21 protein-coding genes, 2 tRNA genes and 1 pseudogene are annotated in these 26,623 nt (G+C 74.2%); 7 read left to right on the top strand and 17 right to left on the bottom strand.

What is annotated here, in order from left to right; genetic code table 11:
• Positions 1-99: 99 nt before the first annotated feature.
• Complete coding sequence (gene tig, locus ACYVOF_RS11905) at positions 100-1,596, bottom strand: trigger factor (protein ID WP_460866706.1); 1,497 nt, start codon at positions 1,594-1,596, stop codon at positions 100-102.
• A 105-nt stretch (positions 1,597-1,701) separates the two neighbouring features.
• A tRNA-Pro gene (locus ACYVOF_RS11900) sits at positions 1,702-1,775 on the bottom strand.
• 90 nt (positions 1,776-1,865) lie between these two features.
• Here ACYVOF_RS11900 and ACYVOF_RS11895 point away from each other — a divergent pair.
• Positions 1,866-1,936, top strand: a tRNA-Gly gene (locus ACYVOF_RS11895).
• Between the two features lie 75 nt (positions 1,937-2,011).
• Here ACYVOF_RS11895 and ACYVOF_RS11890 read toward each other — a convergent pair.
• Both ACYVOF_RS11890 and ACYVOF_RS11885 read right to left on the bottom strand, forming a co-directional pair.
• Positions 2,012-2,500: a hypothetical protein gene (locus ACYVOF_RS11890; protein WP_460866704.1), complete on the bottom strand. Its 489-nt coding sequence runs from the start codon at positions 2,498-2,500 to the stop codon at positions 2,012-2,014.
• Between the two features lie 114 nt (positions 2,501-2,614).
• Positions 2,615-3,325 (bottom strand): VC0807 family protein, encoded by a 711-nt coding sequence (locus tag ACYVOF_RS11885; RefSeq protein ID WP_460866702.1) that lies wholly within the window; start codon positions 3,323-3,325, stop codon positions 2,615-2,617.
• A gap of 331 nt (positions 3,326-3,656) precedes the next feature.
• Here ACYVOF_RS11885 and katG point away from each other — a divergent pair, with 331 nt between their 5' ends.
• On the top strand, positions 3,657-5,915 hold the full coding sequence (gene katG, locus ACYVOF_RS11880) for a catalase/peroxidase HPI (RefSeq protein ID WP_460866701.1): 2,259 nt from the start codon (positions 3,657-3,659) through the stop codon (positions 5,913-5,915).
• An 88-nt stretch (positions 5,916-6,003) separates the two neighbouring features.
• On the opposite strand, the pseudogene ACYVOF_RS11875 reads toward katG, so the two are convergent.
• Both ACYVOF_RS11875 and ACYVOF_RS11870 read right to left on the bottom strand, forming a co-directional pair.
• Positions 6,004-6,815 (bottom strand): annotated as a pseudogene (locus ACYVOF_RS11875) (Fpg/Nei family DNA glycosylase).
• A gap of 4 nt (positions 6,816-6,819) precedes the next feature.
• The gene (locus ACYVOF_RS11870; RefSeq protein WP_460866699.1) at positions 6,820-7,314 is read right to left on the bottom strand and encodes a ribose-5-phosphate isomerase; all 495 of its coding nucleotides are present in this window, start codon (positions 7,312-7,314) and stop codon (positions 6,820-6,822) included.
• A gap of 16 nt (positions 7,315-7,330) precedes the next feature.
• On the opposite strand from ACYVOF_RS11870, the gene ACYVOF_RS11865 reads away from it, so the two are divergent.
• Positions 7,331-8,035: a DUF429 domain-containing protein gene (locus ACYVOF_RS11865; RefSeq protein ID WP_460866698.1), complete on the top strand. Its 705-nt coding sequence runs from the start codon at positions 7,331-7,333 to the stop codon at positions 8,033-8,035.
• A gap of 84 nt (positions 8,036-8,119) precedes the next feature.
• Here ACYVOF_RS11865 and ACYVOF_RS11860 read toward each other — a convergent pair whose 3' ends face one another.
• Entirely contained in the window at positions 8,120-8,791 is a 672-nt protein-coding gene (locus ACYVOF_RS11860; protein ID WP_460866695.1) for a mycothiol-dependent nitroreductase Rv2466c family protein, read from the bottom strand.
• Between the two features lie 77 nt (positions 8,792-8,868).
• On the opposite strand from ACYVOF_RS11860, the gene pepN reads away from it, so the two are divergent.
• Positions 8,869-11,451: an aminopeptidase N gene (gene pepN, locus ACYVOF_RS11855; RefSeq protein ID WP_460866693.1), complete on the top strand. Its 2,583-nt coding sequence runs from the start codon at positions 8,869-8,871 to the stop codon at positions 11,449-11,451.
• Between the two features lie 91 nt (positions 11,452-11,542).
• Here pepN and ACYVOF_RS11850 read toward each other — a convergent pair whose 3' ends face one another.
• From ACYVOF_RS11850 to ACYVOF_RS11835, 4 genes are all read right to left on the bottom strand, one after another.
• The gene (locus tag ACYVOF_RS11850; RefSeq protein ID WP_460866692.1) at positions 11,543-12,088 is read right to left on the bottom strand and encodes a DUF5130 family protein; all 546 of its coding nucleotides are present in this window, start codon (positions 12,086-12,088) and stop codon (positions 11,543-11,545) included.
• Positions 12,075-12,317, bottom strand: a complete 243-nt coding sequence (gene ctaJ, locus ACYVOF_RS11845; RefSeq protein ID WP_460866689.1) for an aa3-type cytochrome oxidase subunit CtaJ — start codon at positions 12,315-12,317, stop codon at positions 12,075-12,077. The genes ACYVOF_RS11850 and ctaJ overlap by 14 nt, the downstream gene beginning before the upstream one ends.
• A 52-nt stretch (positions 12,318-12,369) precedes the next feature.
• A complete protein-coding gene (locus ACYVOF_RS11840) occupies positions 12,370-13,617 on the bottom strand; it encodes an MFS transporter (RefSeq protein WP_460866687.1) in 1,248 nt (415 codons plus the stop codon).
• A 175-nt stretch (positions 13,618-13,792) separates the two neighbouring features.
• The gene (locus ACYVOF_RS11835) at positions 13,793-14,335 is read right to left on the bottom strand and encodes an HNH endonuclease (protein WP_460866685.1); all 543 of its coding nucleotides are present in this window, start codon (positions 14,333-14,335) and stop codon (positions 13,793-13,795) included.
• Positions 14,336-14,599: 264 nt separating this feature from the next.
• Between ACYVOF_RS11835 and ACYVOF_RS11830 the strand changes: the two genes are divergently transcribed.
• The 3 genes from ACYVOF_RS11830 (at position 14,600) to ACYVOF_RS11820 (ending at position 17,707) form a co-directional block, all read left to right on the top strand.
• Positions 14,600-15,571 (top strand): mechanosensitive ion channel family protein, encoded by a 972-nt coding sequence (locus tag ACYVOF_RS11830; protein WP_460866683.1) that lies wholly within the window; start codon positions 14,600-14,602, stop codon positions 15,569-15,571.
• A gap of 46 nt (positions 15,572-15,617) precedes the next feature.
• Positions 15,618-16,028: a globin gene (locus ACYVOF_RS11825; protein WP_460866681.1), complete on the top strand. Its 411-nt coding sequence runs from the start codon at positions 15,618-15,620 to the stop codon at positions 16,026-16,028.
• Between the two features lie 143 nt (positions 16,029-16,171).
• The gene (locus ACYVOF_RS11820) at positions 16,172-17,707 is read left to right on the top strand and encodes a glycoside hydrolase family 13 protein (protein WP_460866866.1); all 1,536 of its coding nucleotides are present in this window, start codon (positions 16,172-16,174) and stop codon (positions 17,705-17,707) included.
• A gap of 10 nt (positions 17,708-17,717) precedes the next feature.
• On the opposite strand, the gene ACYVOF_RS11815 is transcribed toward ACYVOF_RS11820, so the two are convergent.
• From ACYVOF_RS11815 to ssb, 6 genes are all read right to left on the bottom strand, one after another.
• Entirely contained in the window at positions 17,718-18,404 is a 687-nt protein-coding gene (locus ACYVOF_RS11815; RefSeq protein ID WP_460866679.1) for a hypothetical protein, read from the bottom strand.
• Complete coding sequence (locus ACYVOF_RS11810; protein WP_460866677.1) at positions 18,401-18,820, bottom strand: acyl-CoA thioesterase; 420 nt, start codon at positions 18,818-18,820, stop codon at positions 18,401-18,403. Before ACYVOF_RS11810 ends, ACYVOF_RS11815 begins: the two co-directional genes overlap by 4 nt.
• Entirely contained in the window at positions 18,817-23,661 is a 4,845-nt protein-coding gene (locus ACYVOF_RS11805; protein WP_460866675.1) for an NAD-glutamate dehydrogenase, read from the bottom strand. Before ACYVOF_RS11805 ends, ACYVOF_RS11810 begins: the two co-directional genes overlap by 4 nt.
• 96 nt (positions 23,662-23,757) lie before the next feature.
• The gene (locus ACYVOF_RS11800; protein WP_460866674.1) at positions 23,758-24,273 is read right to left on the bottom strand and encodes an acyl-CoA thioesterase; all 516 of its coding nucleotides are present in this window, start codon (positions 24,271-24,273) and stop codon (positions 23,758-23,760) included.
• Positions 24,274-24,280: 7 nt separating this feature from the next.
• The gene (ettA, locus tag ACYVOF_RS11795) at positions 24,281-25,963 is read right to left on the bottom strand and encodes an energy-dependent translational throttle protein EttA (RefSeq protein WP_460866672.1); all 1,683 of its coding nucleotides are present in this window, start codon (positions 25,961-25,963) and stop codon (positions 24,281-24,283) included.
• Positions 25,964-26,048: 85 nt separating this feature from the next.
• Positions 26,049-26,522: a single-stranded DNA-binding protein gene (gene ssb / locus ACYVOF_RS11790; RefSeq protein ID WP_460866670.1), complete on the bottom strand. Its 474-nt coding sequence runs from the start codon at positions 26,520-26,522 to the stop codon at positions 26,049-26,051.
• Positions 26,523-26,623: the final 101 nt, after the last annotated feature.

Below are 26,623 nucleotides of genomic sequence, written 5' to 3'. Positions count from 1 at the left end.
GGTGACGCTGCGTTCGAGCCTGTACCCGACCCTAACGAACACCGGCCGACCGGGAATCCCGGTACGGCCGGTGTTCGCTGTGGGCGTCAGGACTGCTGGTCAGGACTGGGAGGGGGCGTCCCCGTCCTCGGTCGCCTCGGCGGTGTCGGTCCCCGCGCCGGCCTCGGTGCTGGTCTCGGTGCTGGTCTCCGTGACCTCGCCCTCGATGCTGCCGTCCGCGTTGACCTGGACGTCGTCGGAACCGTCGGCCCCGTCGGCGTCCGCGTCGGCGGCGGGCGTGCGGCCCAGCAGCTCGTCGAGGTCGACGGGCGCCCCGGTGGTGTCGGTGACGGTTGCCCGGCCGACGACCCCGGCGAGGGCCTTCCCGCGGCGGACGTCGGCGAAGATCGCGGGCAGCTGGTTCGCCTGCTGCGCCTGCTGGATGAACTCCTCCGGGCTGACGCCGTAGCGCTGCGCCTGGAACATGATCCGCTCCATGAGCTCGTCGTTGTCGACCGACGTGCCCTCCTCCTCGGCGATCGCGTCGAGCAGGAGCTGGGTCTTGACGGAGCGCTCGGCCTCGGCGCGGGTCTCGGTGTCGAAGGCCTCCCGGGTGGTGTCCTGCGCGACGAGGGAGGCCTCGAAGGCGGCCTCGTCGTGGTCGAACGGGTGCACCGCGTCGTGCAGCCGGGAGTCGACCTCGGCCTGCACCACGGCGTCGGGCACCGGGACGTCGGTCATCTCGAGCAGCGCGTCGAGCACCTTGTCGCGGGCCTGGGTGGCCTGCTCGACCTGCTTGACCCGGCCGACGCGCTCGCGCAGGTCGGCGACGAGCTCGTCGAGGGTGTCGAACTCGCTGGCCAGCTGGGCGAACTCGTCGTCGGCGTCGGGCAGCTCGCGGATCTTGACCGAGCCGAGGCCGACGGTGACGACGGCGTCCTGCCCGGCGTGCTCGCCGGCGAGCAGCGCGGTGGTGAACTCCCCGGTGTCGCCTGAGGACATGCCGACCAGCGCCTCGTCAATGCCCTCGATGAGCTGGCCGGAGCCGACCTCGTAGGACATGCCGGTGGTGCGGGCGTCCGGGACGTCCTCGCCGCCGACGGTGGCGGACAGGTCGAGGGTGACGAAGTCGCCGTCGGCGACAGGCCGGTCGACCCCGGTCAAGGTGCCGAAGCGGGCGCGCAGCGCGTCGAGCTGCTCGAGGACCGCGGCCTCGTCGACCTCGAGCGGGTCGACGGTGACGGCGATGTCGCCGATCGCGGGGATGGTGATCTCGGGGCGCACGTCGACCTCGGCGGTGAAGGCGAGCTGCTCGCCGTCGTCGATGCGGGTGACCTCGATCTCCGGCTGGCCGATGACCTTGACCTCGGCGGAGGTGACGGCCTCGGAGTAGCGCGCCGGGATCGCGTCGTTGACGACCTGCTCGAGCACGGCGCCGCGGCCGACGCGCGCCTCCAGGAGGCGGGCGGGAGCCTTGCCGGGGCGGAAGCCGGGCAGCCGCACCTGCTGGGCCAGGGCCTTGTAGGCGCGGTCGAAGTCCGGCTTCAGCTCGTCGAAGGGCACCTCGACGTTGATCCGGACCCGGGTCGGGCTCAGCTGCTCGACGGTGCTCTTCACGTTCGGTGCTCCTCAGCGTCGGGATGGTCGTGCTCGGTCAGGCGTGCTCGGGCGTGCGCGGGCAGGGACGGACCCGGGTGCGGTGGTGGCTGCCCGGGTCGCGAGTCGGGGTGGCGGGATTCGAACCCACGGCCCCTCGCTCCCAAAGCGAGTGCGCTACCAAGCTGCGCCACACCCCGTGACGACCTGCGCGGACGATCCTACGGGGGCGGTGGGTACAGTCTCGAACCGCACGTGGCGCCGGCGGCGATCCCGAGGCGCCACGGCACGCGGATGTAGCTCAATGGTAGAGCCTCAGTCTTCCAAACTGATGACGCGGGTTCGATTCCCGTCATCCGCTCCCCTCCCCCCCCGACGTTCCGACCCGCGCGGCTCGGGGAGCCCCGCGGGTCGGGTCGGGCGGTACGGCGACCGCTCAGGCGCGGCGCACGAGCGGGGTGTGCGGGTCGAGCAGCCAGTGCAGCGTCAGCACGGTGACGACGCCGTAGGCCAGGTGGCTCACGGCCTCGACGGCCGTCGACGCCGCGGAGGTCGAGCGCGCCGCCCCGGTCACGGACGCGGCGCCGAGGGTGCTCCCCCAGGCGGCGCCACCGACCGCGGCCATGGCCAGGGGCTGCGGCGGGGTGGCCGTCTCCCCGCGCAGGGCACCGGCGGCCGCACCGACGGCGAGCGAGACGAGCACGCCGCCGAGCGGGCCCGCGGCGGCCGACTTCGCGTCGGGGGCCGAGGGGCTGCCGCCCTGGGCGCCCTCGGCGGTGGCGGCGGGGGTGTTGGACCGCGGCGAGGATGGCGAGGTGCCGCCGGTGACGGCCTGGTACAGGTAGGTCACCGCGTCGTGGGCGGTGGCGCCGGCAGCGCCGGCGAGCAGACCGGCGGCGATGCCGGCGAGTCGGGTGTCAGCCATGGGGTTCTCCTCGATCGGGTGGGTGGAGCTCGGTGGGCACCCGACCTGCTTCAGGCGACCCCCCGACCGTAGGACCCGCTGGACGTCGCCGCCGGACGGGAGCGCGGGCCCGCCTCAGGTCGTCGCGGGCTCGCCCGCGCCACCGGCCACCCCGGGTGCCGGGGCGGTGGTCGGTGCGGTGGTCGGTGCGGTCGACGCCGCGCGCGCGGCCGACGCCTTCTCGTCGCGCTTCTGCGACCAGTTCATCCACAGGACGAGCAGCACGACGGTGGCGATCCACATCACGTTGCCCAGCCCCACCATCACGTCCACGGGGAGCGTGTACGTCAGGACCACGTGCAGCAGGCCCTCCCCCAGCAGCGCCAGTCCCCACACCAGCGTGGCGACCTTGTAGCCGTGCCGGACCTCCGGGTCGGTGTCGTAGGCACGCTGCAGCTCGGCCGCGCCGTCGCCCGACCACTTCTTGGACGCGTCCAGGGTGAGCGGGCGGCCCACCGCCTGGCTGACGAGGAACAGCAGTCCGACGCCCGAGGTGATGAGCGCGTCCTTCGCGATGGCCAGCCGGACGTCGCCCGTGGTCAGGGTCGCGATCACGCCCCCGGCGAACACGACGAGCATGAGCGCGGAGAACGCGTTCAGCCGGCCGCCGCGCACCGCGGACACCACCGTCTGCACGGATGCGACCAGCGCCGCCCACAGGTTGGCCGTGAGGCTGCTGGTGCCGATGCCGTCGCGCAGGGCGTAGTAGGTGATGACGGCAGGCCCGACGTCGGCGAGCAGGCCGGTCACGATGTGCGGGGTGGTCGACGTCCTCAGGTCGGGCACGGGGCACTCCTCGGGAGCGGTAGCGGGTCGCAGGACGCGCCGCCTGCAGGCACTCGAAAAGTACCGGCGGCCGCGTGCGGTTCGGCGGTGATCGAACTAGCCCGATCAGGTGATCTCCGCCCGAGCGGGCCCCGCCGCGGGTCCGCCGACACCCCGGCCCGGCGGGCGCCGTCCGGGTCCCGGGGGTGCCCGCAGGGGGTCGCCGCGGGAGACCACCCCGGCAATCCGGCGCGCGGGCCGCCGACGCGCCAGACTGGCCCCGGGGGACACCGGCTGCGCTGCGGCGCCAGGGGTCCCACGCACCATCCTCGAACTGGAAGGCCCACTCGTCATGACCGACTACGCCGAGTACTCCGATGTCATGGAGGGCAAGTGCCCCTTCGGTGGCGACACCATCGGCGGCGCCTACACCTCCAAGCCCACCCTCTCCGACTGGTACCCCGACCGGCTGCGCGTCGAGCAGCTGCACCGCGACGGCCCGGCGGCCAACCCGCTAAGCGACCTCGACTACACCGCGGCGTTCAACGCCCTGGACCTCGACGAGCTCAAGGGCGAGATCAAGACCTTCCTGACCACCTCGGTCTCTTGGTGGCCCAGCGACTACGGCAACTACGCCCCGCAGATGATCCGCATGGCGTGGCACGCGGCGGGCACCTACCGCATCGCCGACGGCCGCGGTGGCGCGGGGCAGGCGCTGCAGCGCTTCGCCCCCATCAACTCCTGGTGGGACAACGGCAACACCGACAAGTCGCGCCGCCTGCTGTGGCCGATCAAGAAGAAGTACGGCACCTCGCTGTCCTGGGCCGACCTGATGATCCTCACCGGCAACTGCGCGCTGGAGATCATGGGCTTCCCCACCACCGGCTTCGGCGGCGGCCGCCGCGACTCCTGGGAGGCCGACGACGCCACCTACTGGGGTGCGGAGTGGATCGAGAACAGCAACCCCGAGTCGTTCGACGCGATGGTCATGCGCAGCGACCGCTGGACCGGTGAGCCCGGGGACAGCAACTACGAGCTGCAGCAGCCGCTGGCCGCCTCGCACCAGGCGCTGATCTACGTCAACCCCGAGGGCCCCAACGAGAACGGCAACCCCCGCGACTCCGCCGTCGACATCCGCATCACCTTCGGCCGGATGGCCATGAACGACGTGGAGACCGTGGCGCTGATCGCGGGCGGCCACGCCTTCGGCAAGAGCCACGGCAAGGTCGCCGCCGACAAGATCGGCCCGCCGCCGGAGATCGCCCCTACCGAGGCGATGGGTCTGGGCTGGGCCAACCCCGAGGGCCCCGGCTTCGCCGAGTACACGATGACCAACGGCATCGAGGGCTCCTGGACGCCGAACCCCACCCAGTGGGACAACGACTACCTGACGAACCTCTTCGCCTACGAGTGGGAGAAGATCGAGAACTCGATCACCGGGGCCACCCAGTGGAAGCCGGTCGACCCCGACGCGCCGAAGACCCCCGACGCGCACGTCGAGGGCCAGATGAACGAGCTCATGATGATGACCAGCGACATCGCGCTCAAGGTCGACCCGGTCTACCGCGAGATCTGCCTGAAGTTCCGCGACGACTTCGACTACTTCACCCAGGAGTTCTCCAAGGCCTGGTACAAGCTGACGCACCGCGACATGGGCCCGAAGTCGCGCTACCTCGGCCCCGAGGTCCCGGCCGAGGACTTCATCTGGCAGGACCCGCTGCCCACCTACCACGGTGCCCAGCTCGCCGACGCCGACGTCGACACCCTCAAGCAGGCGATCCTCGGCTCCGGGGTGTCGGTCTCGGACCTGGCCTACACCGCGTTCTCCGCGGCGGTGACCTACCGCGACACCGACAAGCGCGGCGGCGCCAACGGGGCCCGGCTGGCGCTGGCCCCGCAGAAGGACTGGAAGGTCAACGTCCGCACCGGCGACGTCATCGCGGCGCTGAAGCAGGTGCAGGCCGCGAGCGCCGTGCAGGTCAGCCTGGCCGACCTCATCGTGCTCGGCGGCTGCGTGGCCGTGGAGCAGGCCGCCCGGGCGGCCGGCGTCGAGGTCACGGTGCCGTTCACCTCGGGCCGGGTCGACGCGACCGACGAGCAGACCGACGTCACCCAGTTCGAGTGGCTGGCGCCGGTCGTCGACGGGTTCCGCAACTTCGTGCTGCCGGAGTTCTCCACTATCTCCCGCGTGGCGCCGGAGGAGATGTTCCTCGACAAGGCCGCGCAGCTGGGCCTGTCCGCCCCGCAGTGGGTGGCGCTGACCGGCGGCCTGCGGGCGCTGGGCTGCAACCACGACGGGTCCGCGACGGGGGTCTTCACCGACCGCGTCGGCGTTCTCTCCACCGACTTCTTCGACGTGGTGACGAGCATGGACTACGAGTGGGCCAAGCTCGACGACGAGGGCTCGGCGTTCGCGGTCAACGACCGTGCCACGGGCGCCAAGGTCTACGACGCCACGCGCAACGACCTGCTCTTCGGGTCGAACCAGCAGCTGCGCGCGGTGGCCGAGGTCTACGCGGGCGGCGACGGCCAGGAGCGCTTCGTGCGCGACTTCGTCGCCGTGTGGGACAAGCTCATGATGGCCGACCGCTACGACGTCAAGGTCGGCTAGCCACGCCCGCTCCCCGATCCCCCCGGACCACCGCACCACGGTCCGGGGGGATCGTCGCGTCCGGTGGGGCCGGCGGGGTGCGGTGTGCTCAGGAGGCCTGGCAGGTGGGGCACCAGAACAGGTTCCGCCCACCCAGGTCGGCGCGGAGCACCGTCGTCCCGCACAGCCGGCAGGGCAGGCCGGCCCGGCGGTAGACGTAGCTGCGGGGCCCACCGCGCCGGCCCCGGGGCAGGTCGCCGGGGGTGTCGCCGTGGTCGTCGCCCGGGCGCACGGTGACGATGCGGCCCTTGCGCACCCCGACGCGCATGAGCTCGACGAGGTCGTCCCACATCTGCTCCCAGCGCGAGCGCCCCAGCTCCCTGCCCGGCAGGTAGGGGTCGACGTGGTGGCGGAAGAGCAGCTCCGCGCGGTAGACGTTGCCGATCCCGGCGACCACGGCCTGGTCCATGAGCAGCCCGGCGACCGGGGCCCGCGAGCGGCCGATCCGCGCCCAGGCCCGGTCCGGGTCGGGGTTGCGGCGCAACGGGTCCGGGCCCAGCTTGGCCGTCACCGCGTGCACGTCGTCGGCGGTGATGACCTCGCAGGTGATGGCGCCGCGCAGGTCGGTCCACCGCTCCTCGCCGACCATCCGCATGCGCACCGCCCCGCGCGGCTCGGTCACCTCGCCGAGGTGTGGCTCGAACTTGCCGTACAGCCCGAGGTGGACGTGGACCACGGCATCGGGGCCGTAGCGGTGGAACAGGTGCTTGCCCCACGCCTCGGCCTTGAGCAGGGTCCGGCCGTCGACCAGCTCGGCGCCGGTGGCGAAGCGACCCTGCGGGCTGGAGACGTGATCGTCTGCCCGGCGAAGTGCTTCTGGTGGTCCCGGGCCAGCCGGTGCAGGGTGTGGCCCTCGGGCACGGCGCTACTGCTGCTCGGCCGGGGCGGCGTCCGGGGGCAGCGGCGGCGGGGTGCCGGTCCGCTGGTAGTCGCTGAGCTGGTCGATGCGCCGCTGGTGACGCTCCTCGCCGGAGAACGGGGTGGCCAGGAACGCGTCGACGATGGCCAGCGCCTCCTCCAGGGTGTGCATCCGGCCGCCGATGCCGGCGACCTGGGCGTCGTTGTGCTGACGGGCGAGCTGCGCGGTCTCCACCGACCAGGTGAGCGCGGCGCGGCAGCCGGGCACCTTGTTGGCCGCGATCTGCTCACCGTTGCCCGAGCCGCCGAGGACGAGGCCGAGGCTGCCGGGGTCGGCCACGGTGCGCCGCGCCGCCTCGACGCAGAACGACGGGTAGTCGTCGACCGGGTCGTAGTGGTGGGCCCCGCAGTCCACCGGCTCGTGCCCGGCCGCGGTGAGGTGCCGGACGATCTCGGCCTTGAACTCCAGGCCCGCGTGGTCGGCGGCGAGGTAGACGCGCATGCCTACAGTCTCGCAGGTGAGCGCCACCGCCCGGCCACCCGGCCACCGCGTCGCCGGCGTCGACGGCTTCGCCGGGCGCTGGGTGGTGTGCCTGCTCGACGGCCGCCGCGTCCGGTTCACCACGGCCGACGACGCGTCGGGCGTGCTGGCGCTGACCGGGGACCGGGCGGCCGTGGGCGTCGACGTGCCCCTGGGCCTGGCCGAGGACGCGGTGCGCTCGTGCGAGCCGGTGGCCCGGCGCCGGCTGCGGGCGGCGGGCGGCTCGGGGGCGGCCTCGTCGGTGTTCCCCACCCCCGCCCGCGCGGTGCTCGCCGCGGGCACCTACGCGGAGGCGTGCGCGGTGTCGCGGGCGGTGGCGGGCAAGGCGATCAGCAAGCAGACCTGGTTCATCACCCCGGGCATCCGCGACTTCGACGAGGTGGGCCCCGACCCGGCCCGGGTCGTGGAGACCCACCCGGAGCTGTCTCTGCGCGCGCTGGCCCCCGGCGTGGCCTTCGTCGGCAAGAAGACCGCCCGGGGGCAGGGGCAGCGGGTCGCCGCGCTGGCACGGTGGTGCGACCTGGCCGCCGGGCTGGCCGACCTGCCCCCGGGCCCGGCGCTGGACGACGTGCTCGACGCCGTGGCCTGCGCTTGGTCGGCGCGGCGCTGGGCGGCCGGCACGGCGGACGTGCTGGGCGGCGAGCCCGACGCGCGGGGCACCCCGATGCGGATCGTCGTCTGAGCGCCCCGGGGACGATCGCGGGCCCGGTGTCGCTACCCGGGGTGCGGGAGCGACAGCGGGCCCGTGATCATCGCCCGGCTGGGCTCAGCTGAACTCGGGGTCCTCGTCGCGGCTGCGCTTGAGCTCGAAGAAGTGCGGGTACGAGGCCAGCGCGACGGCGCCGTCCCAGACCTTCCCTGCCGTCTCGCCGCGCGGGATGCGGGAGAGCACGGGGCCGAAGAACGCGACGCCGTTGATGTGGATGGTGGGGGTGCCCACGTCGTCACCGACGGCGTCCATGCCCGCGTGGTGGCTGGCGCGCAGCTCGTCGTCCTTGGCGTCGGTGTCGGCGGCCTCGGCCCGCTCGGCCGGCAGCCCGACCTCGGCCAGGGAGTCCCGCACGACCTTCGGCCAGTCCTGCTCACCCTGGTTGTGGATGCGCGTGCCCATGGCCGTGTACAGCTCGGCCAGCTTGGCGTCGCCGTCCTCGCGCTGGACCTCCATCGCGACCCGGACGTTGCCCCACGCCTTGCCCATCATCTCCCGGTAGTTCTCGGGGAGGTCGCGGCCCTCGTTGAGCACGGCGAGGCTCATGACGTGGAAGTTCACGTCGATGTCGCGGACCTTCTCGACCTCGAGGACCCAGCGGGAGGTGATCCAGCACCACGGGCACAGCGGGTCGAACCAGAAGTCGACCCGGTCCCGCGACGACCCGGTGTCGGGGGTCTCGTCGGTCGGCTGGGGTCCGGAGCCGGTGAGGTCAGTCGCAGCAGTCATGGCAGGTCCAACCACACCGGTGCCCGGCCTCTTCCCGCACCCGGCAGGGTGTCGGTGCGCCGTGATGGGATGGCCAGATGACCGCTCCCAACCTCACCCGCGACCAGGCCCGCGAGCGCGCCGCGCTGCTCGACGTGGCGTCCTACTCCGTCGAGCTCGACCTCACCGACGGCGCGGGCGCGCCCAGCACCGCCACCTTCGCCTCCACCAGCACCGTCCGCTTCGCCGCCACGGCGGGCGGGCGGACGTTCGTCGACGTCGTCGGCCGCAGCGTGCGCCGCGCCGTCCTGAACGGCACCGAGCTCGACGTCTCGGGCTACGACGAGGAGCAGGGCCTGGAGCTGACCGACCTCGCCGCGGACAACGAGCTCGTGGTCGAGGCCGAGCTGGAGTACTCCCACACCGGTGAGGGCCTGCACCGCTTCGTCGACCCCACCGACGACGCCGTCTACCTCTACAGCCAGTTCGAGACCGCGGACGCCAAGCGCATGTTCGCCTGCTTCGACCAGCCCGACCTCAAGGCCACCTTCGACGTCGCCGTCACCGCGCCCAGCAGCTGGACCGTGCTCTCCAACGCCGCGGTCGCCACCACCGACGCCGCCGGGGACGCCACCCGCCACGTCTTCGCGACCACCCCGGTGATGAGCACCTACCTCGTGGCCCTCGTCGCCGGGCCCTACGCGTCGTGGACCGACACCTACTCCGACTCCCACGGCGACATCCCGCTCGGCCTGTACTGCCGCGCCTCGCTGGCCGAGTTCATGGACCCGGAGCGGCTGTTCGCCGAGACCAAGCAGGGCTTCGGCTTCTACCACGAGAACTTCGGCGTCCCCTACGCCTTCGGCAAGTACGACCAGTGCTTCGTGCCCGAGTTCAACGCGGGCGCGATGGAGAACGCCGGCTGCGTCACGTTCCTCGAGGACTACGTCTTCCGCAGCCGCGTCACCCACGCCCAGTACGAGCGCCGCGCCGAGACCGTGCTGCACGAGATGGCGCACATGTGGTTCGGCGACCTGGTCACCATGCGCTGGTGGGACGACCTGTGGCTCAACGAGTCCTTCGCCACCTTCGCCTCGGTGCTGTGCCAGTCCCAGGTGACCGAGTACACCTCGGCGTGGACCACGTTCGCGACCGTGGAGAAGTCCTGGGCCTACCGCCAGGACCAGCTGCCCTCGACGCACCCCGTGGCCGCGGACATCCCCGACCTGCAGGCCGTGGAGGTCAACTTCGACGGCATCACCTACGCCAAGGGTGCGAGCGTGCTCAAGCAGCTCGTGGCCTACGTGGGGCTGGAGTCGTTCCTGGAGGGGCTGCGCGCGTACTTCCGCGAGCACGCCTTCGGCAACGCCGAGTTCTCCGACCTGCTGGGCGCGCTGGAGCAGGCGTCGGGCCGGGACCTGTCGGACTGGGGCGCGCAGTGGCTGCGCACCACCGGGCTCAACACGCTGCGCCCCGAGCTCGAGGTCGGAGAGGACGGCACCTACACCGCCGTGACCGTGGTGCAGGGCGGCGCCGCCCCCGGGGAGGGCGAGCTGCGCACCCACCGCCTGGCCGTGGGCGTCTACGCCGACGACGGCTCCGGTGCCCTGGTCCGCACCCACCGCGCCGAGCTCGACGTCACCGACGAGCGGACGAGCGTCGACGAGCTCGTCGGCGTGCCCGCGGGCGACCTGGTGCTGGTCAACGACGAGGACCTCACCTACTGCTCGCTGCGCCTCGACGAGCGCTCGCTGGCGACCCTCGTCGGGCGCATCGCGGACATCGCCGACCCGCTGGCCCGCACCCTGTGCTGGTCGGCGGCCTGGGAGATGACCCGCGACGCCGAGATGCGCGCCCGGGACTTCGCCGCCCTGGTGCAGGGCGGGGTGGGCCGGGAGACCGAGATCGCGGTGGTCTCGCGGCTGCTGCTGCAGGTGCAGACCGCGGTGGCCAGCTACGCCGACCCGACGTGGGCCGAGGAGACCGGCCGCCCCGAGCTGGCCGACCGGCTGCTCGAGCTGGCCCGCGGCGCCGAGGCGGGCTCGGACGCGCAGCTGGCGTTCACCACCTCGCTCGCCGGCTCCGCGCTGGCCGACCGCCACCTCGACGTGCTGCGCGGCCTGCTCGACGGCGACCCGGCCGAGCAGGGGCTGCCCGGCCTGACGGTGGACACCGACCTGCGCTGGTCGCTGGTGCAGGGCCTCGCCGCGCACGGCCGCATCGACGCCGACGGACTGGACACCCCGGAGATCGACGCCGAGGTGCAGCGCGACCCGACGTCGGCCGGCCGTCGCCAGGGGGCCCGCGCCGCGGCGTTGCGCCCGACGGCGGAGTCCAAGGCCCACGCCTGGGAGCAGGCCACCGTGGACGACGACCTGTCCCACACCGTGGCCCGGGCGGTCATCTCCGGGTTCAGCGGTCCGGGGCAGTCCGCGCTGCTGGCGCCCTACGTCGACCGCTACTTCGACGAGGTCGCCGGGATCTGGGCGCGCCGCTCCTCCGAGCGCGCCCAGGCCGTCGTCGTCGGGCTGTTCCCCTCGTGGTCGGTCGAGCAGGCCACCGCCGACCGGGCCGAGGAGTTCCTCGCCGGCGACCACCCCGCCGCGCTGCGCCGCCTCGTCAGCGAGGGTCGCGCCGGGATCGTCCGCTCGCTGGCCGCGCGCGAGGCCGACGCGCGGTAGGCCCGCACCGACGACGGCGCCCCCCGGACCAGCAGGTCCGGGGGGCGCCGTCGTCACGGGCGGGCACGTCAGCTCGTGCGGTGGCCCGCGGTCAGCTCGTGCGGTGGCCCGCCTGGTCGGCGAGCATGCGCAGGCCGCCGAGGATGCCCTCGATGAGGTCGCCCTCCTTGAAGGAGGTGACCATCGACATCACGGCCAGCCGCGCTCCCCGGTCGGTGACCCGGCGCGCCACGTGGGCCCCGGTGACGACCTCGACGACGCGCTCACCGGGCGAGACGGCGACGACCACGGAGTCGGGGGCGGTGTCCCCGAGGCCGGAGAGCAGCTCCTCGGCCCGGGCGCGGGTGTCGGACCCCAGCTCACCGAGGTAGACGGAGAAGTGGACGCCGGTGTCGCGCTCGGCGAAGGTCAGCGCCTCGTCGATGCGGGCGAGCTGGGGGACGCTGAACAGCGGGGGCCGGCCGTGGTCACCGGGCTGGCGGGCCGCCGAGATGCGGCCGGTGCCGACCTCGGCCTCGCCCAGGTGCAGCTCGCGGACCTCGGAGACGCGGGGGTCCTCCGCGAGGGCCTCCCGACGCGTCTCCGGGTTGCGCTCGCGCCGGGCGAGCTCGCCGGAGGTCTGCTCACCACGTGCCACGTGCGCCACCCCCGACCACGTCGGCGCCACCGCGCAGCGGCTGGGCGTCGCTCCCGGCGGGCAGCCCGGCCGGGTTGGCCGTCCACCACACCGGCGGGTGGTCCCACTCCTGGCCCGGCTTGTAGCGCACGGGACGGTGGGGCCTGCGGGCCATCGTCACCGCCGCGAGCAGCACCAGGGACCCGACCGGGATCACGACGTAGACGAGGAGCGTCTCCACGATGGTCACGGCCGCCACCGTAGTGGGTCCGGCGCCCGTCGCACCCGTCGGGTCGCGCGCCTCACCGGGCCCGGGCAGCCGCCTCGACCTCGCCCGGCCGGGCGGGGCGCAGCAGCCCCGGCCGCGCGACCAGCGCCGCCACCACGAGCAGCGCTCCCCCGGCCACGAACACGGCCGGCTGGCCCAGCAGCGCGGCCACGCCACCCCCCGCGCCCGCGCCCAGCGGCATGGCCCCCCACCCGACGGTCCGGTTGGCGTTGGCCACGCGGGCCTGCAGCGCGTCCGGCGTCACCCGCTGGCGGCGCGCGGCGACCGCCACGTTCCACCAGCCGAACCCGACGCCGCTCACCACGTAGGCGGGGAAGACGACCGCGACCACGGGGGCCAGCCCGACGACGGCGAAGGCCAGCCCGGTCAGCACCAGCGCCGCCACCAGGACTGGGCCGTCCCCGCGGCGCGCCACCAGCCCCGTGACGGTGCGGGCGCCGACGAGCACCCCCGCCGCCTGCCCGACCAGCAGCAGCGGCACGGTCGCGACGGGGAGGCCGAGCGTGTCCAGGGCGAACAGGGCCAGCATCGCGTTGACCCCGCCCACCGCGACCGAGGCGGCCAGCGTGGTGCCCGCCAGCACCCGCAGCACCGGGGTGCGCACGACCACGGCCAGGCCCTCCCGGACGTCGGCGGTCAGGTCGGCCAGCACCGCCCGCCCGGGCCGCGCCGGCGCGCGCCGGGAGCGGGGCAGGGCCAGGCCGAGCAGGCCCGCGACCAGGAAGGTCGCCCCGTCCACGGCGAACGCCAGGCCCGGGGACACCGCGACCAGCACACCGCCGAGCACCGGTCCCACCGTCACCAGGGTGAGCGTCTCGACGGTGCGGAACCGGGCGTTGGCCCAGGTCAGCCGTCGGCGCGGCACGAGCCGGACCAGCACCACCTGCTGCGCGGCGTCGGCGAACGTGTCGGCCACGGTGAGCGTGAAGGCCGCGACGCAGAGCGCGGCGATGCCGGCCGAGCCCGTCAGCAGCGCGGCCGCCAGGGCGAGGGAGAGCACGACGCGCACCAGGTGGCCGGCGACGACGACGGTGCGCGGGTCCCAGCGGTCGACCAGCGCCCCCGCGGGCAGGGAGAGCAGCAGCCACGGCAGCAGCTCCGCGGCCGCCACCGCGGTCACGGCCAGCGGGTTGCTGGTGAGCAGCGCGGCGGTGAGCGGCAGCGCCACCATCCGCACGCCGTCCCCGGTGAGCGACACCACCCAGCTCGCGGTGAGCACGGCGAACCCGCGGCCGCGGGCCCGCGGCGACACCTCCAGCACGACCCACCCCCCGGCTTCGCGGGCGGCCTGCGAGCCCGACCCGCGCCACGCTAGCCGCGGCGGCAGGCCCCGCCCAGCCGGACCGCGACTCTCACCCAGCACCACCACACCGACACCCAGGGTGACTGGATCTGCGAGAACGGCGCCAGCCCACGCACCGGTCGGTCACGCAGCGTCAGGCTGCGGGCTCGCCGAGGTAGCGCAACCAGGACGGGTCGAGCTCGGTGGCCGAGGCCAGCAGCCGCCAGTGCCGACCCTTCGGCGGCACCAGCGCAGCACGCAGGGTCCAGCCGATCTCGGCGAGCAGCCGGTCGGCCTTGCGGTGGTTGCAGTCCGCGCAGCACGCCACGCAGTTCTCCCAGGAGTGCTCGCCGCCGCGGCTGCGCGGCACCACGTGGTCGATCGTCTCGGCCTTGCCGCCGCAGTAGGCGCAGCGGAACCGGTCGCGGTGCATGAGCGCGGCCCGGGTCATGGGGATGCGGGCGCGGTAGGGCACGTGGACGTAGGTGCGCAGCCGGACGACCGAGGGCACCTGCACGCTGCGGCCCGCGGAGTGCAGCACCAGGCCGGACGGGTCCTCGTGCACCACGTCGGCCTTGCCGCACACGAGCAGGACCACCGCCCGTCGCAGCGGCAGGGCGGTGAGCGGCTCGTAGGTGGCGTTGAGCAGCAGGACCCGGCGCTTGACCCAGGCCGGTACCGCGTCCTCCGAGACCACGGGGGGACCCGGTGGCGCCTCGACCCCCGCCGGCCCCCGGGTGAGCGGCACGACGGAGCGCGGCACCCGGCCCTGCCGGGACCCGCTCGACCTGGGTTGTCGTCCGGTCACGCACCACCTCCGTGGAGACGCCCCCACTGAACCAGGTCCGGGCCCCGCGCGCACGCGTCCGCCCGGCGATCCGTCGGTGAACAGCAGGTGAGGAGGGTCGACGGCGTCCCGTGGGGCCCGATGTCCACAGTGGACCTTGGTACGGTGGTGGCCGTGCCTTCCCCGATCTTCGACCCGTTCTCCGCCACGCTGGCCGACCCCACCGTCCTCGGCCTGTCCGAGCTGGCCCAGCAGTGGCTGATCCGCAAGCCGATCACCGTCGTCGTCATCGTCGTGGTCGCCGTGGTGGTCAGGCTCGTCGCGCACCGCGCCATCGACCGGCTCACCCGCCCGCCCTCGCTGGGCGCGCGCCCCGCCCTGCTGCGGCCGCTGCGCGAGCGGGGCACCCGGGTGGACGACCGCGGCCGCACCGCGGCCATGCAGCACGAGCGGCGCACCCAGCGGGCCACGACCATCGGCTCGGTGCTGAAGTCGATCACCTCGGTGGTCGTGCTCACGTTCGCGGTGATCTACGTCCTGCGCGAGCTGGGCCTCGACATCGCGCCGCTGCTCGCCTCCGCGGGGATCGTCGGGGTGGCGCTCGGGTTCGGCGCCCAGAACCTCGTCCGCGACTTCCTCTCGGGGATCTTCATGATCCTCGAGGACCAGTACGGGGTGGGCGACGTCATCGACACCGGGGAGGCGACCGGGGTCGTGGAGTCGGTCGGGCTGCGGGTGACCGTGCTGCGCGACGTGCCCGGCACGGTCTGGTACGTCCGCAACGGCGAGGTCCAGCGCATCGGCAACAAGAGCCAGGGCTACGCCGTCGCCGTCATCGACCTGCCGCTGGCCCACACCACCGACGTCGACGATGCCTCCGACGTCGCGCTGGAGACCGCCACCACCTCGGTCACCGAGGGACCGCTGGCCGAGCTCGTGCTCGCCCCGCCGGAGGTGCTCGGGGTGGAGAGCGTCACCGCGGACACGGTGACGCTGCGCCTGACCGTCAAGGTCAAGCCGGGCAAGCAGTGGGCGGTGCAGCGCACCCTCAACCAGCGGATCCTCGACGAGTTCGACGAGCGCGGCATCCGCCCGCCCTACCCGCAGGGCCGCCCCCTGGGTGGGCTGCCCACCCCGTCGCCGTGAGCCGGACCGCGCCCGCCGGGGCGGCGGCGGGCAGGATGGGGCCACGATGACCTCACCGACCAGCCCCGACGGGCCGACCACCTTCTACGACGCCGTCGGCGGCCACGACACGTTCCGCGACATCGTGGCGCACTTCTACGCCACGGTCGCCCACGACCCGGTGCTGCGTCCGCTCTACCCGGAGGACGACCTCGGCCCCGCGGAGGAGCGCTTCCGGATGTTCCTCGAGCAGTACTGGGGCGGGCCGCGCACCTACTCCGACGAGCGCGGCCACCCCCGGCTGCGGATGCGCCACCACCCGTTCCGCATCGCCTCCCGGGAGCGCGACGCCTGGCTGGCCGCCATCCACGCCGCGGTCGCCTCCGTCGGGCCCGACCGGCTCGACGACGAGCACCGCCGCGCCCTGCTGGACTACCTGGAGATGGCGGCGCACTCCATGGTGAACACCCCCGGCTGACGCGCCACCGGCCGCCCGGCCACGCCGGGTCGTCCGCTTTGGCAGGATGACGACCCGTGACCAACCTGCAGCAGGACCCGTCCCCCACCGCGGACGGCCCGAGCGACGCCGCGGGGTCCCCGCAGGACTGGTGGCGCTCGGCCGTGTTCTACCAGGTGTACCCGCGGTCGTTCGCCGACTCCGACGGTGACGGGGTGGGCGACCTCGAGGGGATCCGGGCCAAGCTCGGCTACCTCGAGCTGCTCGGGGTGGACGCGCTGTGGCTCTCCCCCGTGATGCGCTCCCCCATGGCCGACCACGGCTACGACGTGTCCGACCCGCGCGACGTCGACCCGCTGTTCGGCTCGCTGGCCGACCTCGACGCCCTCGTCGCCGAGGCCCACGACCGGGGCATGAAGCTGACCATGGACCTGGTGCCCAACCACACCAGCGACCAGCACGAGTGGTTCCGCGCCGCGCTGGACTCGGCCCCCGGCAGCCCGCAGCGGGCGCGCTACCTGTTCCGCGACGGCCGTGGGCCCGACGGCGACGAGCCGCCCAACAACTGGACGTCCACCTTCGGCGGGCCGGCCTGGACCCGGGTGACCGACGACGGCCGACCCGGCCAGTGGTACCTGCACCTGTTCGCCCCGGAGCAGCCCGACCTCGACTGGACCAACCCGGAGGTGGCGCAGGACCTGGCCACCACCCTGCGCTTCTGGCTCGACCGGGGCGTCGACGGGTTCCGGATCGACGTCGCCCACGGGATGGCCAAGCCCGACGGGCTGCCCGACATGGACCCCACCGAGACCCGGCTGCTGGCCAACGTCGACGGCGACCCCCGCTTCGACCAGGACGGGGTGCACGACATCCACCGGATGATCCGGTCCGTGCTCGACGAGTACCCCGGCGCGATGGCCGTCGGCGAGATCTGGGTCGACGACGACGAGCGCTTCTCCCGCTACGTCCGCCCCGACGAGCTGCAGCTCGGGTTCAACTTCCGGCTCGCACAGGTGCCGTTCGAGGCCGACGCGGTCCGCGAGGCCGTGGACCACTCCCTGGCCGCCGTGGCCCGGGTGGGCGCTCCCCCGACGTGGGCGCTGGCCAACCACGACGTGGTGCGCCAGGTGACGCGCTACGGCGGCGGCGAGGTCGGCACCGCCCGGGCGCGGGCCATGCTGCTGGTCGAGCTGGCGCTGCCCGGCGTGGTCTACCTCTACAACGGCGAGGAGCTCGGCCTGCCCAACGTCGAGCTGCCCGAGGCGGTGCTGCAGGACCCGGTGTGGGAGCGCTCGGGGCACACCGAGCGCGGCCGCGACGGGTGCCGCGTGCCGGTGCCGTGGGAGGGCGACGCCCCGCCGTTCGCGTTCTCCGACACCCCGGACACCTGGCTGCCGGTGCCCGCCGAGTGGGCGCCGCTCACCGTCGAGGCCCAGCTGGAGGACCCGGCCTCCACCCTGTCGCTGTACCGGGAGGCGCTCGAGCTGCGGTCCGCCCGGCCGGCGTTCCGCGGCGACGAGGTGGAGTGGTACGGCGCGCCGCAGGGGTGCCTGGCGTTCCGCCGCCGCGGGGGCGGCCTGGTGTGCGCGCTGAACGCCTCCGACGCGCCCGTGCCGCTGCCCCCGGGTGAGCTGCTGCTGGCCAGCGCGCCACTCGTGGACGGGGCGCTGCCGCCCGACGCCGCCGCCTGGCTGGCCTGAGCGGGGCGGCTCAGGCGATGAGCAGCGGCAGCTGCGGGTGGCGCCGGCGCAGCACCGAGCCGTAGCGGGCGTCGAGCCGCAGCCACCCCGCGCTGGCCCGCACCCGCACCAGCGCGTCACCCCCGCCCGCGACGGTGCCGGCGTCCTCCCCGACGAAGCCCATCCCCTGCAGCGCGAACACGCACCGCATCGGCACCTCGACGCTGACCGCGCCGCCGTCGGCGGCCGACCCGGCCACGGTGAGCACGGCCTGGTCGAGCAGCGACGGCGGCGGGCCCTGCGGCCCGGCGTGCTCCCGGGCCAGGGCCACGCCCCGCTCGGCGAGCTCGGCCAGCACCCGGGCGGGCACGTCGTCGACGTGGTGGAAGCCGTCCTCCGGCGGCAGCGCGGAGCGCCAGGCGGCGTCGACGGCGAACCCGGGGTCGACGGCGTCGGCCCGCCCCACGGCGAGGGCGGAGAGCAGGTCCGTGGCGTTGACGGTGGTGTCGGCGGGCTCGAGGTCGGCGCGCACCACGCGGGCGGCGAGGGCGTCGAAGCCGGTGGAGGCGTACACCGCCACCGTGCCCGCGGCCCGGCGGCGCAGCCGCACGACGGCCGCGTCGTCCAGGCGCACCACCCGGCCGACGAAGGTGGCGAGGTCGTCGCGCTCGGCCCGGTCGTGCACCCGCAGCAGCCGCCCGCCGTGCCCGGCGCTCACCGCTGGGCCATCGCGAGGGCCTGCTTCTCCGCGGCGCTGAACCGCCGGGGCCGCTGGGTGGCCATGTCGAACGCGACGAGCTGGGTCACCGCGGCGACGGACGGCGCGACGTCCACGCCCACCCCCGTGGGGCGCAGCTCGTAGGACAGGTCGAAGTCCGCCGCACGCAGCCGCGACACCCACATCTCCACCTCGAGCGGGGAGTCGGCGTGCACGAGCTGCCCGGCGTAGCGGACCGACAGCGACGCCACCAGCACCCCCGCGGCGAGGGTGGCCAGCGGCTGGCCGGGCGCGAAGAGCACCGCGACCCGCGCCTCCTCGAGCAGGGTGACGGTGCGGGCGTGGTTGAGGTGGCCGTAGGCGTCCATGTCCGACCAGCGGACGACGACGGCGGTGCGGAAGCCGGGCCCGCTCACGCGTCGAGCCCCGTCCGGGACGCGGCGCCGCGCACCATGCTGCGCACCTGGCGGGCGGCCACCGAGAGGGTGGCGAGGTCGTAGGTGCCCCGCTCGGCGATCTCGCCCAGGGTGGTGCGGGCCCGCGCCAGCCGGGAGCGGTTGCCCAGCTCCCACTGCTCGATCTTCTCCGCCGCGCTCTCCTGCGGCTCGCTCTCCCGCAGCACGTCGAGGGTCAGCGCGCGCACCGAGCCGTAGATGTCGTCGCGCAGCGCGAGCCGGGCCAGCGAGTGCCAGCGGTCGCCGCGCTCGAGGCCGGTGACGGCGGTGAGCAGCCGGTCGGCCTCGAGGTGCTCGGAGAGGGCGAAGTACAGCTCGGCGACCTCCCGGTCCTCGCGGTCGGTGACGTCCGCGACGTCGACGACGTCGAGCAGCGCGAAGGCGTGCAGCAGGGCCGCGGTGCGGCGGGCCAGGGCGGCCGGCACGCCCGCGTCCTCCCAGCCCCGGGCCTGCTCCTCGACCGACGTGGCCTCGGCGCCCTGCAGCCACCCCGGCACCCCGGCGGCGAGCTCGGCGACCCGGTCCCGGTAGCGGGCGATCTCGGCGCCGACCGCCAACGGCTGCGGCCGGTTGGCCAGCAGCCACCGGACCACACGGTCCAGCAGCCGGCACAGCTCGAGGCTCAGCGAGTCGGTCGCGGTGACCGGGGCGGTGGCCCCGGCCGCACGGATGTCGGCCTGCAGGCTCGCCACGTCGAAGATCTCGGTGGTGGCGGCGTGCGCCCGGACGACGTCGGTGGTCGACGCCCCCGTCTCCTCGGCCGCGCGGAAGACGTAGGAGATGCCACCGGACCACACCAGCTCGTTGACGACCATGGTGGTGATGACCTGCCGGCGCAGCGGGTGCGCGGCGATCGCGGCGGGGTGCCGCTCGCGCAGGGCCGTCGGGAAGTACAGCGGGAGCCGGCCGGTGAAGACGTCGAGGTCGGGCAGGTCGGACTCGGCCAGCTCGTGCTTGAGCGCGAGCTTGACGTGGGCCATCAGGGTAGCGGTCTCCGGCGAGCTCAGGCCCTCGCCGCGCTCGACGAGCCGGGCCATCTCCCGGCGCGAGGGCAGCACCTCCAGCTCACGGTCCAGCCCGCGGTCGCGCTCCAGGGCGGTGAGGAGCCGGGCGTGCACCCCGGCCAGCGGGACGGACAGGGTGCGGCTGACCCCCACCAGCTCGTTCTGCTCGACGTTGTCCGCCAGGACCAGGCGCGCGACGTCGTCGGTCATCTCCTCGAGCAGGTCGACCCGCTCGCGGGCGGTGATCTCGCCGCGGGTGACAAGCCCGTCGAGCAGCACCTTGATGTTGACCTCGTGGTCGGAGCAGTCGACCCCGGCGGAGTTGTCCAGGGCGTCGGTGTTGACCCGCCCGCCCGCCCGGTCGTACTCGATGCGGCCGCGCTGGGTCAGGCCGAGGTTGCCGCCCTCGCCGACCACCCGGACCCGCAGGTCGCGGCCGTCGACCCGGACCGCGTCGTTGGCCTTGTCCCCCACCTCGGCGTGGGTCTCGCCGGCGGCCTTGACGTAGGTGCCGATGCCGCCGTTCCACAGCAGGTCCGCCGGCGCCAGCAGGATGGCCCGCACCAGCTGCGGCGGGGTGAGCGAGGTGGTGTCGTCGGGCAGGCCCAGCGCGGTGCGGGCCTGCGCCGAGACGGGCACCGACTTGGCCGTGCGCGGCCACACCCCGCCGCCCTCGCTGATCACCGAGGTGTCGTAGTCCGCCCACGACGAGCGTCCCAGGCCGAACACCCGGGCCCGCTCGGCGAACGAGGCGTCCCGCTCGGGGGTGGGGTCGAGGAAGACGTGGCGGTGGTCGAACGCGGCGACGAGGCCGATCCGCTCGCTGAGCAGCATCCCGTTGCCGAAGACGTCGCCGCTCATGTCCCCCACGCCGACCACGGTGGTGTCGTCGCGCTGCACGTCGACCCCGAGCTCGCGGAAGTGGCGGCGCACGCTCTCCCACGCGCCCTTCGCGGTGATGCCCATGGCCTTGTGGTCGTAGCCGACGGAGCCGCCGGAGGCGAACGCGTCGCCCAGCCAGAAGCCGTACGACGCGGCCACCTCGTTGGCGGTGTCGGAGAAGCTGGCGGTGCCCTTGTCGGCGGCCACCACGAGGTAGGTGTCGTCGCCGTCGTGGCGCACCACGCCCTCCGGCGGGATCACCTCACGGCTGACGGGGTCGAGGTTGTCGGTGAGGTCGAGCAGGCCGGAGATGAACCACCGGTAGCAGGTGGTGCCCTCCGCCGCGGTCGCCTCCCGGTCCGCGGCGGCGTCCCCGGTGCGGGCGGGCGGGCGCTTGACGACGAACCCGCCCTTGGCCCCGACCGGGACGATGACGGCGTTCTTCACCTCCTGGGCCTTGACCAGGCCCAGGACCTCGGTGCGGTAGTCCTCGAGGCGGTCCGACCAGCGCAGCCCGCCGCGGGCGACCGCGCCGAAGCGCAGGTGCACGCCCTCGACGCGCGGGGAGTGCACGAAGATCTCGAAGCGGGGCCGGGGCTCGGGCAGCCCGGGCACCGAGCGGGGGTCGAGCTTGAGCGAGAGGTAGGGCCGGGACCGGCCGTCGGCGTCGCGGACGAAGTAGCTGGTGCGCAGCGTGGCGCGGACCAGGGCCAGGTACGAGCGCAGGATTCGGTCGGCGTCGAGGCTGGTGACCTCGTCGGCCAGCCGGCTGACCTCGTCGACGAGCGGCTGGGTGGCCTCGGCGTCGAGGCCCTGCTCGGGGTCGAACCGGGCGGTGAACAGCTCGACCAGCGCGCGGGCCGCCCGCGGGGTGCCCAGCAGCACGGTGGGCACGTAGGTGGGGCTGTAGGGCAGGCCCGTCTGGCGCAGGTAGGCGGCGTAGGCGCGCAGCAGGGCCGCCTCCCGCCACGTCAGCCCGGCCACCAGCACCAAGGAGTTGAACCGGTCGGCCTCGGCCTCGCCGCGCCACACGGCGGCGACGGTGTCGGCGAAGCGCTGCTGCACGGCCCCGAGCTGGTCGTCGGCCAGCAGCTCGGGCGCGACGGCGAGTCCGAAGTCGTAGATCCAGCAGCGGGCACCGTCGGGCCGGGTCACCGCGTACGGGCGCTCGTCGAGCACCTCGACATCCATGGACTGCAGCACCGGCAGCACCCGGCTCAGCGGCACGGCGTCCCCGGTGACGTACATCGTCAGCCGGGCCTCCCCCGGCGCGGCGTCTGACCTGCGGTACAGCGCCAGGTCGAGGTCGTCCGCGCCGAGGGCCTGCAGCCGGGTCAGGTCGGCCAGCGCCCGCTCGGCGTCGAAGTCCTCCTTGTAGGCCTCCGGCAGCGACCGCGCCCAGGTCTGCGCGCGGCGCGCCGCGGTGCCCCCGCTGCTGCCGGCCCGCTCCAGCAGCCGGTCGTCCCAGGTCCGGGCCAGCCGGGCGATCTCGGCCTCGAGGCGCGCCTCGGTGCCCTCGGGCGGCGGGCCGCCGCGGGGGGTCTGCACGGTCACGTGCAGCACGGCCGAGCTCGACTCCCCCACCCGCGAGGCGTGGGCGAGGGTGGTGCCGCCCAGCTCGCGCAGCAGCAGGTCCTGCGTGGCCACCCGCACCTCGGTCGAGTAGCGGTCCCGCGGCAGGTAGACCAGGCAGGACACGAAGCGGCCCAGGTCGTCGGGGCGCAGGAACAGCCGCACCCCGGTGGCGGCGTCGAGCGAGGACACCGCGGTGACGGTGCGCAGCAGGGTGTCGGTGTCGATGGCGAACAGCTCGCTGCGCGGGTAGGTCTGCACCACCTCGAGCAGCTCCTGGCCGGAGAACGAGTCCAGGTCGTGGCCCGCGGCGGCGACAACCTCGCGGGTGCGCCGGCGCAGCACGGGGATGTCGAGGACGTCCTCGTGCAGGGCGGCGACGGGCAGCGCCCCGACGAAGCGGTGCTCGGTGGTGACCCGGCCCGCGGAGTCGGTCTCCCGGATGCCGACGAGGTAGGGCGCGGTCGAGCCCCGCACGGTCGCGGGGACCGACGCCGAGGTCAGCACCAGCTGCGGCGCGCCCGGGGCGGAGCGGTGGACCGCGTCGGCCGGGCCGTCGGGGTCGTCGGGGGCGGGGTCGGCGTGCAGCACGCCCAGCCCGCTGCCGACGATGGCGGACCGGGTGCCCGCCGCGTCGACGTCGTAGCGGCGGTAGCCGAGGAACGAGTAGTGCCCGGCGGCGAACCAGCGCAGCAGCGCGGCCGACTCGGCCGCGCCCCCGTCGGTGCTGTCGGCGGCGGCCCCGTCCCCGCGGCCCGTCGCGGCGTCGGCGGGCAGCAGGCGCTCGGCGAGGTCGAGCAGCCGTTCGCGCATCACGGCGGTGTCGTCGACGACGCGACCCACGGCGGCGACCACCTCGCCCACGCCGTCCTGCAGCGCGCGGAGGTCGACGTCTCCGTCGCGGACGTCGAGCTCGAGCGCGATCCAGGACTCGACCAGCGCCGTTGTGCCGTCGCCCGCGTCGTCGGGGCTCGGGCGGGTGCGGGCCGGGGCGACCCCGAGCAGGGTCCCGTCGGCCGCGCGCCTCACCCGCAGCACGGGGTGCAGCAGCCGGCCGGGCCGGGCCCCGGCGCGCTCGACGCGCGCGGTGACGGAGTCGACCAGCAGCGGCACGTCGTCGGTGACCACGAGCAGCACCGGTGCGGCGTCCGGGCGCTCGTGCACGTCGACGAGGGTGCGCCCGGGCTCCCGCCGTGCGGCCAGGGTGCGGTGGGCCCGCAGGAGGTCCAGCGTCGCGCGGGCGGCGTCGGCGTCGAGCGCGTCCAGGTCGAGGTCGCGGTGGTAGACGGCGGCCAGCGCGTCCAGGTCGGCATCCTCGCCCGGCAGCGGGCTCGTCGCACTCATGGGGGTAGGTCTGCTCCCGGTCGACCGCGGCCCTCGCGCACGCGGGTTCGCGGGCCACACTATCCACGGCCCGGCGGGCCGGGGGGAGGCCGAGCCCTACCGATCGGTAGCGCCGACGACCACCCCGGGCGAGGTCTCCGGTGCGGCCCCGGCCGCGCCGTCGAGCAGGGCGGTGAGCGCATCGCGGGAGGCGTCGGTCAGCGGCACGGAGCGCCCGGCGGCGGCGTCGAACCCGACGACGACGCTGCGGATGCGGGCGAAGACCCGGTCGCGCCCGGGCTCCTCCGTGGTGGGGGCGGTCTCGACGACCTGCTCGACGGTGACCGACGACCGGCCCACCGCGGCGACCTGGACCCGCACGTGGACCGGGGCGTCGCGCAGCTCGAGGACGCGGTCGTAGTCGATCTCCTGGCGGACCACGACGGTCGGGCGGCGCGGCAGCACCCCGTGGGCGTCGAGCAGGGTGAGGTACTTGATGCGGGCCTCCTGGGCGTACTCCAGGAACCGGACGTTGTTGACGTGGCCGAGCAGGTCCAGGTCCGCCCACCGCAGCTGCAGCGGGAAGACCTGGACCGGCGCCATCGGCTGCCCGGTGCCGGCCGGCTCGGTCACCGCCGGCTCAGTCGCGGGTGAGCTTGCGGTGGGTGACGCGGTGCGGCCGGGCCGCGTCGGCGCCGAGCCGCTCGACCTTGTTCGCCTCGTAGGCCTCGAAGTTGCCCTCGAACCAGAACCAGTCCGCGCCGTCGCCGCCCTTGCCGTCGCCCTCCCAGGCGAGGATGTGGGTGCAGGTGCGGTCGAGGAACCACCGGTCGTGCGAGATGACCACGGCGCACCCGGGGAACAGCTCGAGCGCGTTCTCCAGCGAGCCCAGGGTCTCGACGTCGAGGTCGTTGGTGGGCTCGTCGAGCAGGATCAGGTTGCCGCCCTGCTTGAGGGTCATGGCCAGGTTGAGCCGGTTGCGCTCGCCGCCGGAGAGCACACCCGCGGGCTTCTGCTGGTCGTGGCCCTTGAAGCCGAAGGAGGAGATGTAGGCGCGGCTGGGCATCTCGGTCTGGCCGACGACGATGTGGTCGAGGCCGTCGGAGACGACCTCCCACACGCTCTTCGACGAGTCGATGCCGGAGCGGTTCTGGTCGACGTAGCTCAGCTGCACTGTCTGGCCGACGTCGACGGTGCCCGAGTCCGGGTCCTCCAGGCCGACGACGGTCTTGAACAGCGTGGTCTTGCCGACGCCGTTGGGGCCGATGACGCCGACGATGCCGTTGCGCGGCAGCGTGAACGACAGGTCCTTGATGAGCAGCCGGCCGTCGAAGCCCTTGTCGAGGTGGCTGACCTCGACCACCTTGTCGCCGAGCCGCGGCGGCGCGGGGATCTGGATCTCGTCGAAGTCGAGCTTGCGGGTCTTCTCCGCCTCGTTCGCCATCTCCTCGTAGCGCGAGAGGCGGGCCTTGTTCTTGGCCTGGCGGGCCTTGGCGCCGGAGCGGACCCAGGCCAGCTCCTCCTTGAGCCGCTTCTGCAGCTTCTGGTCCTTCTTGCCGGCGACCTCGAGGCGCTCGGACTTCTTCTCGAGGTAGGTCGAGTAGTTGCCCTCGTAGGGGTAGAGGTGGCCGCGGTCGACCTCGGCGATCCACTGGGCGATGTTGTCCAGGAAGTACCGGTCGTGGGTCACGGCCAGCACGGCGCCCGCGTAGGCGGACAGGTGCTGCTCGAGCCAGAGCACGCTCTCGGCGTCGAGGTGGTTGGTGGGCTCGTCGAGCAGCAGCAGGTCGGGCTTGCTGAGCAGCAGCTTGCACAGCGCGACACGGCGCTTCTCACCGCCGGACAGGTGGGTGACGCCCTCGTCGGGCGGCGGGCAGCGCAGCGCGTCCATGGCCTGCTCGAGCTGGGAGTCGACCTCCCAGGCGTCGGCGTGGTCGAGCTTCTCCTGCAGGTCCCCCATCTCCTCCATGAGCTCGTCGGAGTAGTCGGTGGCCATCAGCTCGGCGATCTCGTTGTAGCGCTTGAGCTGCACCATCACCTCGCCGAGGCCGTCCTCGACGTTCTGCCGGACGGTCTTGGACTCGTCGAGCTGGGGCTCCTGCATGAGGATGCCGACGGTGGCGCCCGCGGCGAGGAACGCCTCACCGTTGCCGGGCTGGTCCAGCCCCGCCATGATCTTGAGGATGCTCGACTTGCCCGCCCCGTTCGGGCCGACGACACCGATCTTGGCGCCCGGGTAGAAGGACATCGTGACGTCGTCGAGGATGACCTTGTCGCCGTGCGCCTTGCGCACCTTCTTCATGGTGTAGATGAACTCAGCCATGCCCCCAGCGTAGTGGTGGCGCGCCGGTCGCCGGGCCACCCGCCCGGGGCGGCCCCCGCCGGCACCCGGCCGGCGGGGGCGCGCCTCAGCGGGCGGTGAGCTCCTCCGGGCTGTCGGGCACCTCGAGGCCCGCGCCGACCTCGGCCAGGGACCCCGCGTCGGTGCCGTCACCGTCCTGCTCGGCGCCGCCCGCCCGCTGCGGCGGGCGCATGATCGTGGCCTGGCAGCGGGCCAGGTCCGGACCCACCGCGGCGGCGTCGATCTCGAGGCTGGACCGCTTCGCGCCGTCGACCTCGTACTGCCGGGTGAACATGCGGCCGGTGACGATCACCGGCGCCCCCTTGTAGAGCGAGAAGGACACCCCGCCGACCAGCCGGCGCCAGCAGGTCACCTGGGCGTAGGTGGTCTCCCCGTCGTGCCACTCGCCGGACTCGCGGTCGCGGCGGCGCTCGTTGGCGGCGACGCGGAAGCTCACCAGCTCCGCGCCGCCGTCCCCGACGCCGCGGCGGCGCAGGTCGCTGGTGATGGTGCCGACGAGGGTCACCTGGGTCTCGTTCATGGTCGTCTCCCCTGCTCGTGTTTCCCGCCGAGCTGCTCAGCCGGGCCCGGTCGGTGCCGGATCGTCCGTCCGGCTGGGACCCACGGTGCTGGGTGGCGGCG

This window comes from Rhodococcus aerolatus, assembly GCF_054783215.1.
This window is presented reverse-complemented; position numbering and strand designations above follow the sequence as displayed.

Coding starts and splice junctions, on each gene's coding strand:
- ACYVOF_RS11890 (WP_460866704.1), bottom strand. CDS start 2,500: ATGGCTGACACCCGACTCGCCGGCATCGCCGCCGGTCTGCTCGCCGGC.
- katG (WP_460866701.1), top strand. CDS start 3,657: ATGACCGACTACGCCGAGTACTCCGATGTCATGGAGGGCAAGTGCCCC.
- ACYVOF_RS11870 (WP_460866699.1), bottom strand. CDS start 7,314: ATGCGCGTCTACCTCGCCGCCGACCACGCGGGCCTGGAGTTCAAGGCC.
- ACYVOF_RS11860 (WP_460866695.1), bottom strand. CDS start 8,791: ATGACTGCTGCGACTGACCTCACCGGCTCCGGACCCCAGCCGACCGAC.
- pepN (WP_460866693.1), top strand. CDS start 8,869: ATGACCGCTCCCAACCTCACCCGCGACCAGGCCCGCGAGCGCGCCGCG.
- ACYVOF_RS11825 (WP_460866681.1), top strand. CDS start 15,618: ATGACCTCACCGACCAGCCCCGACGGGCCGACCACCTTCTACGACGCC.
- ACYVOF_RS11805 (WP_460866675.1), bottom strand. CDS start 23,661: ATGAGTGCGACGAGCCCGCTGCCGGGCGAGGATGCCGACCTGGACGCG.
- ettA (WP_460866672.1), bottom strand. CDS start 25,963: ATGGCTGAGTTCATCTACACCATGAAGAAGGTGCGCAAGGCGCACGGC.
- ssb (WP_460866670.1), bottom strand. CDS start 26,522: ATGAACGAGACCCAGGTGACCCTCGTCGGCACCATCACCAGCGACCTG.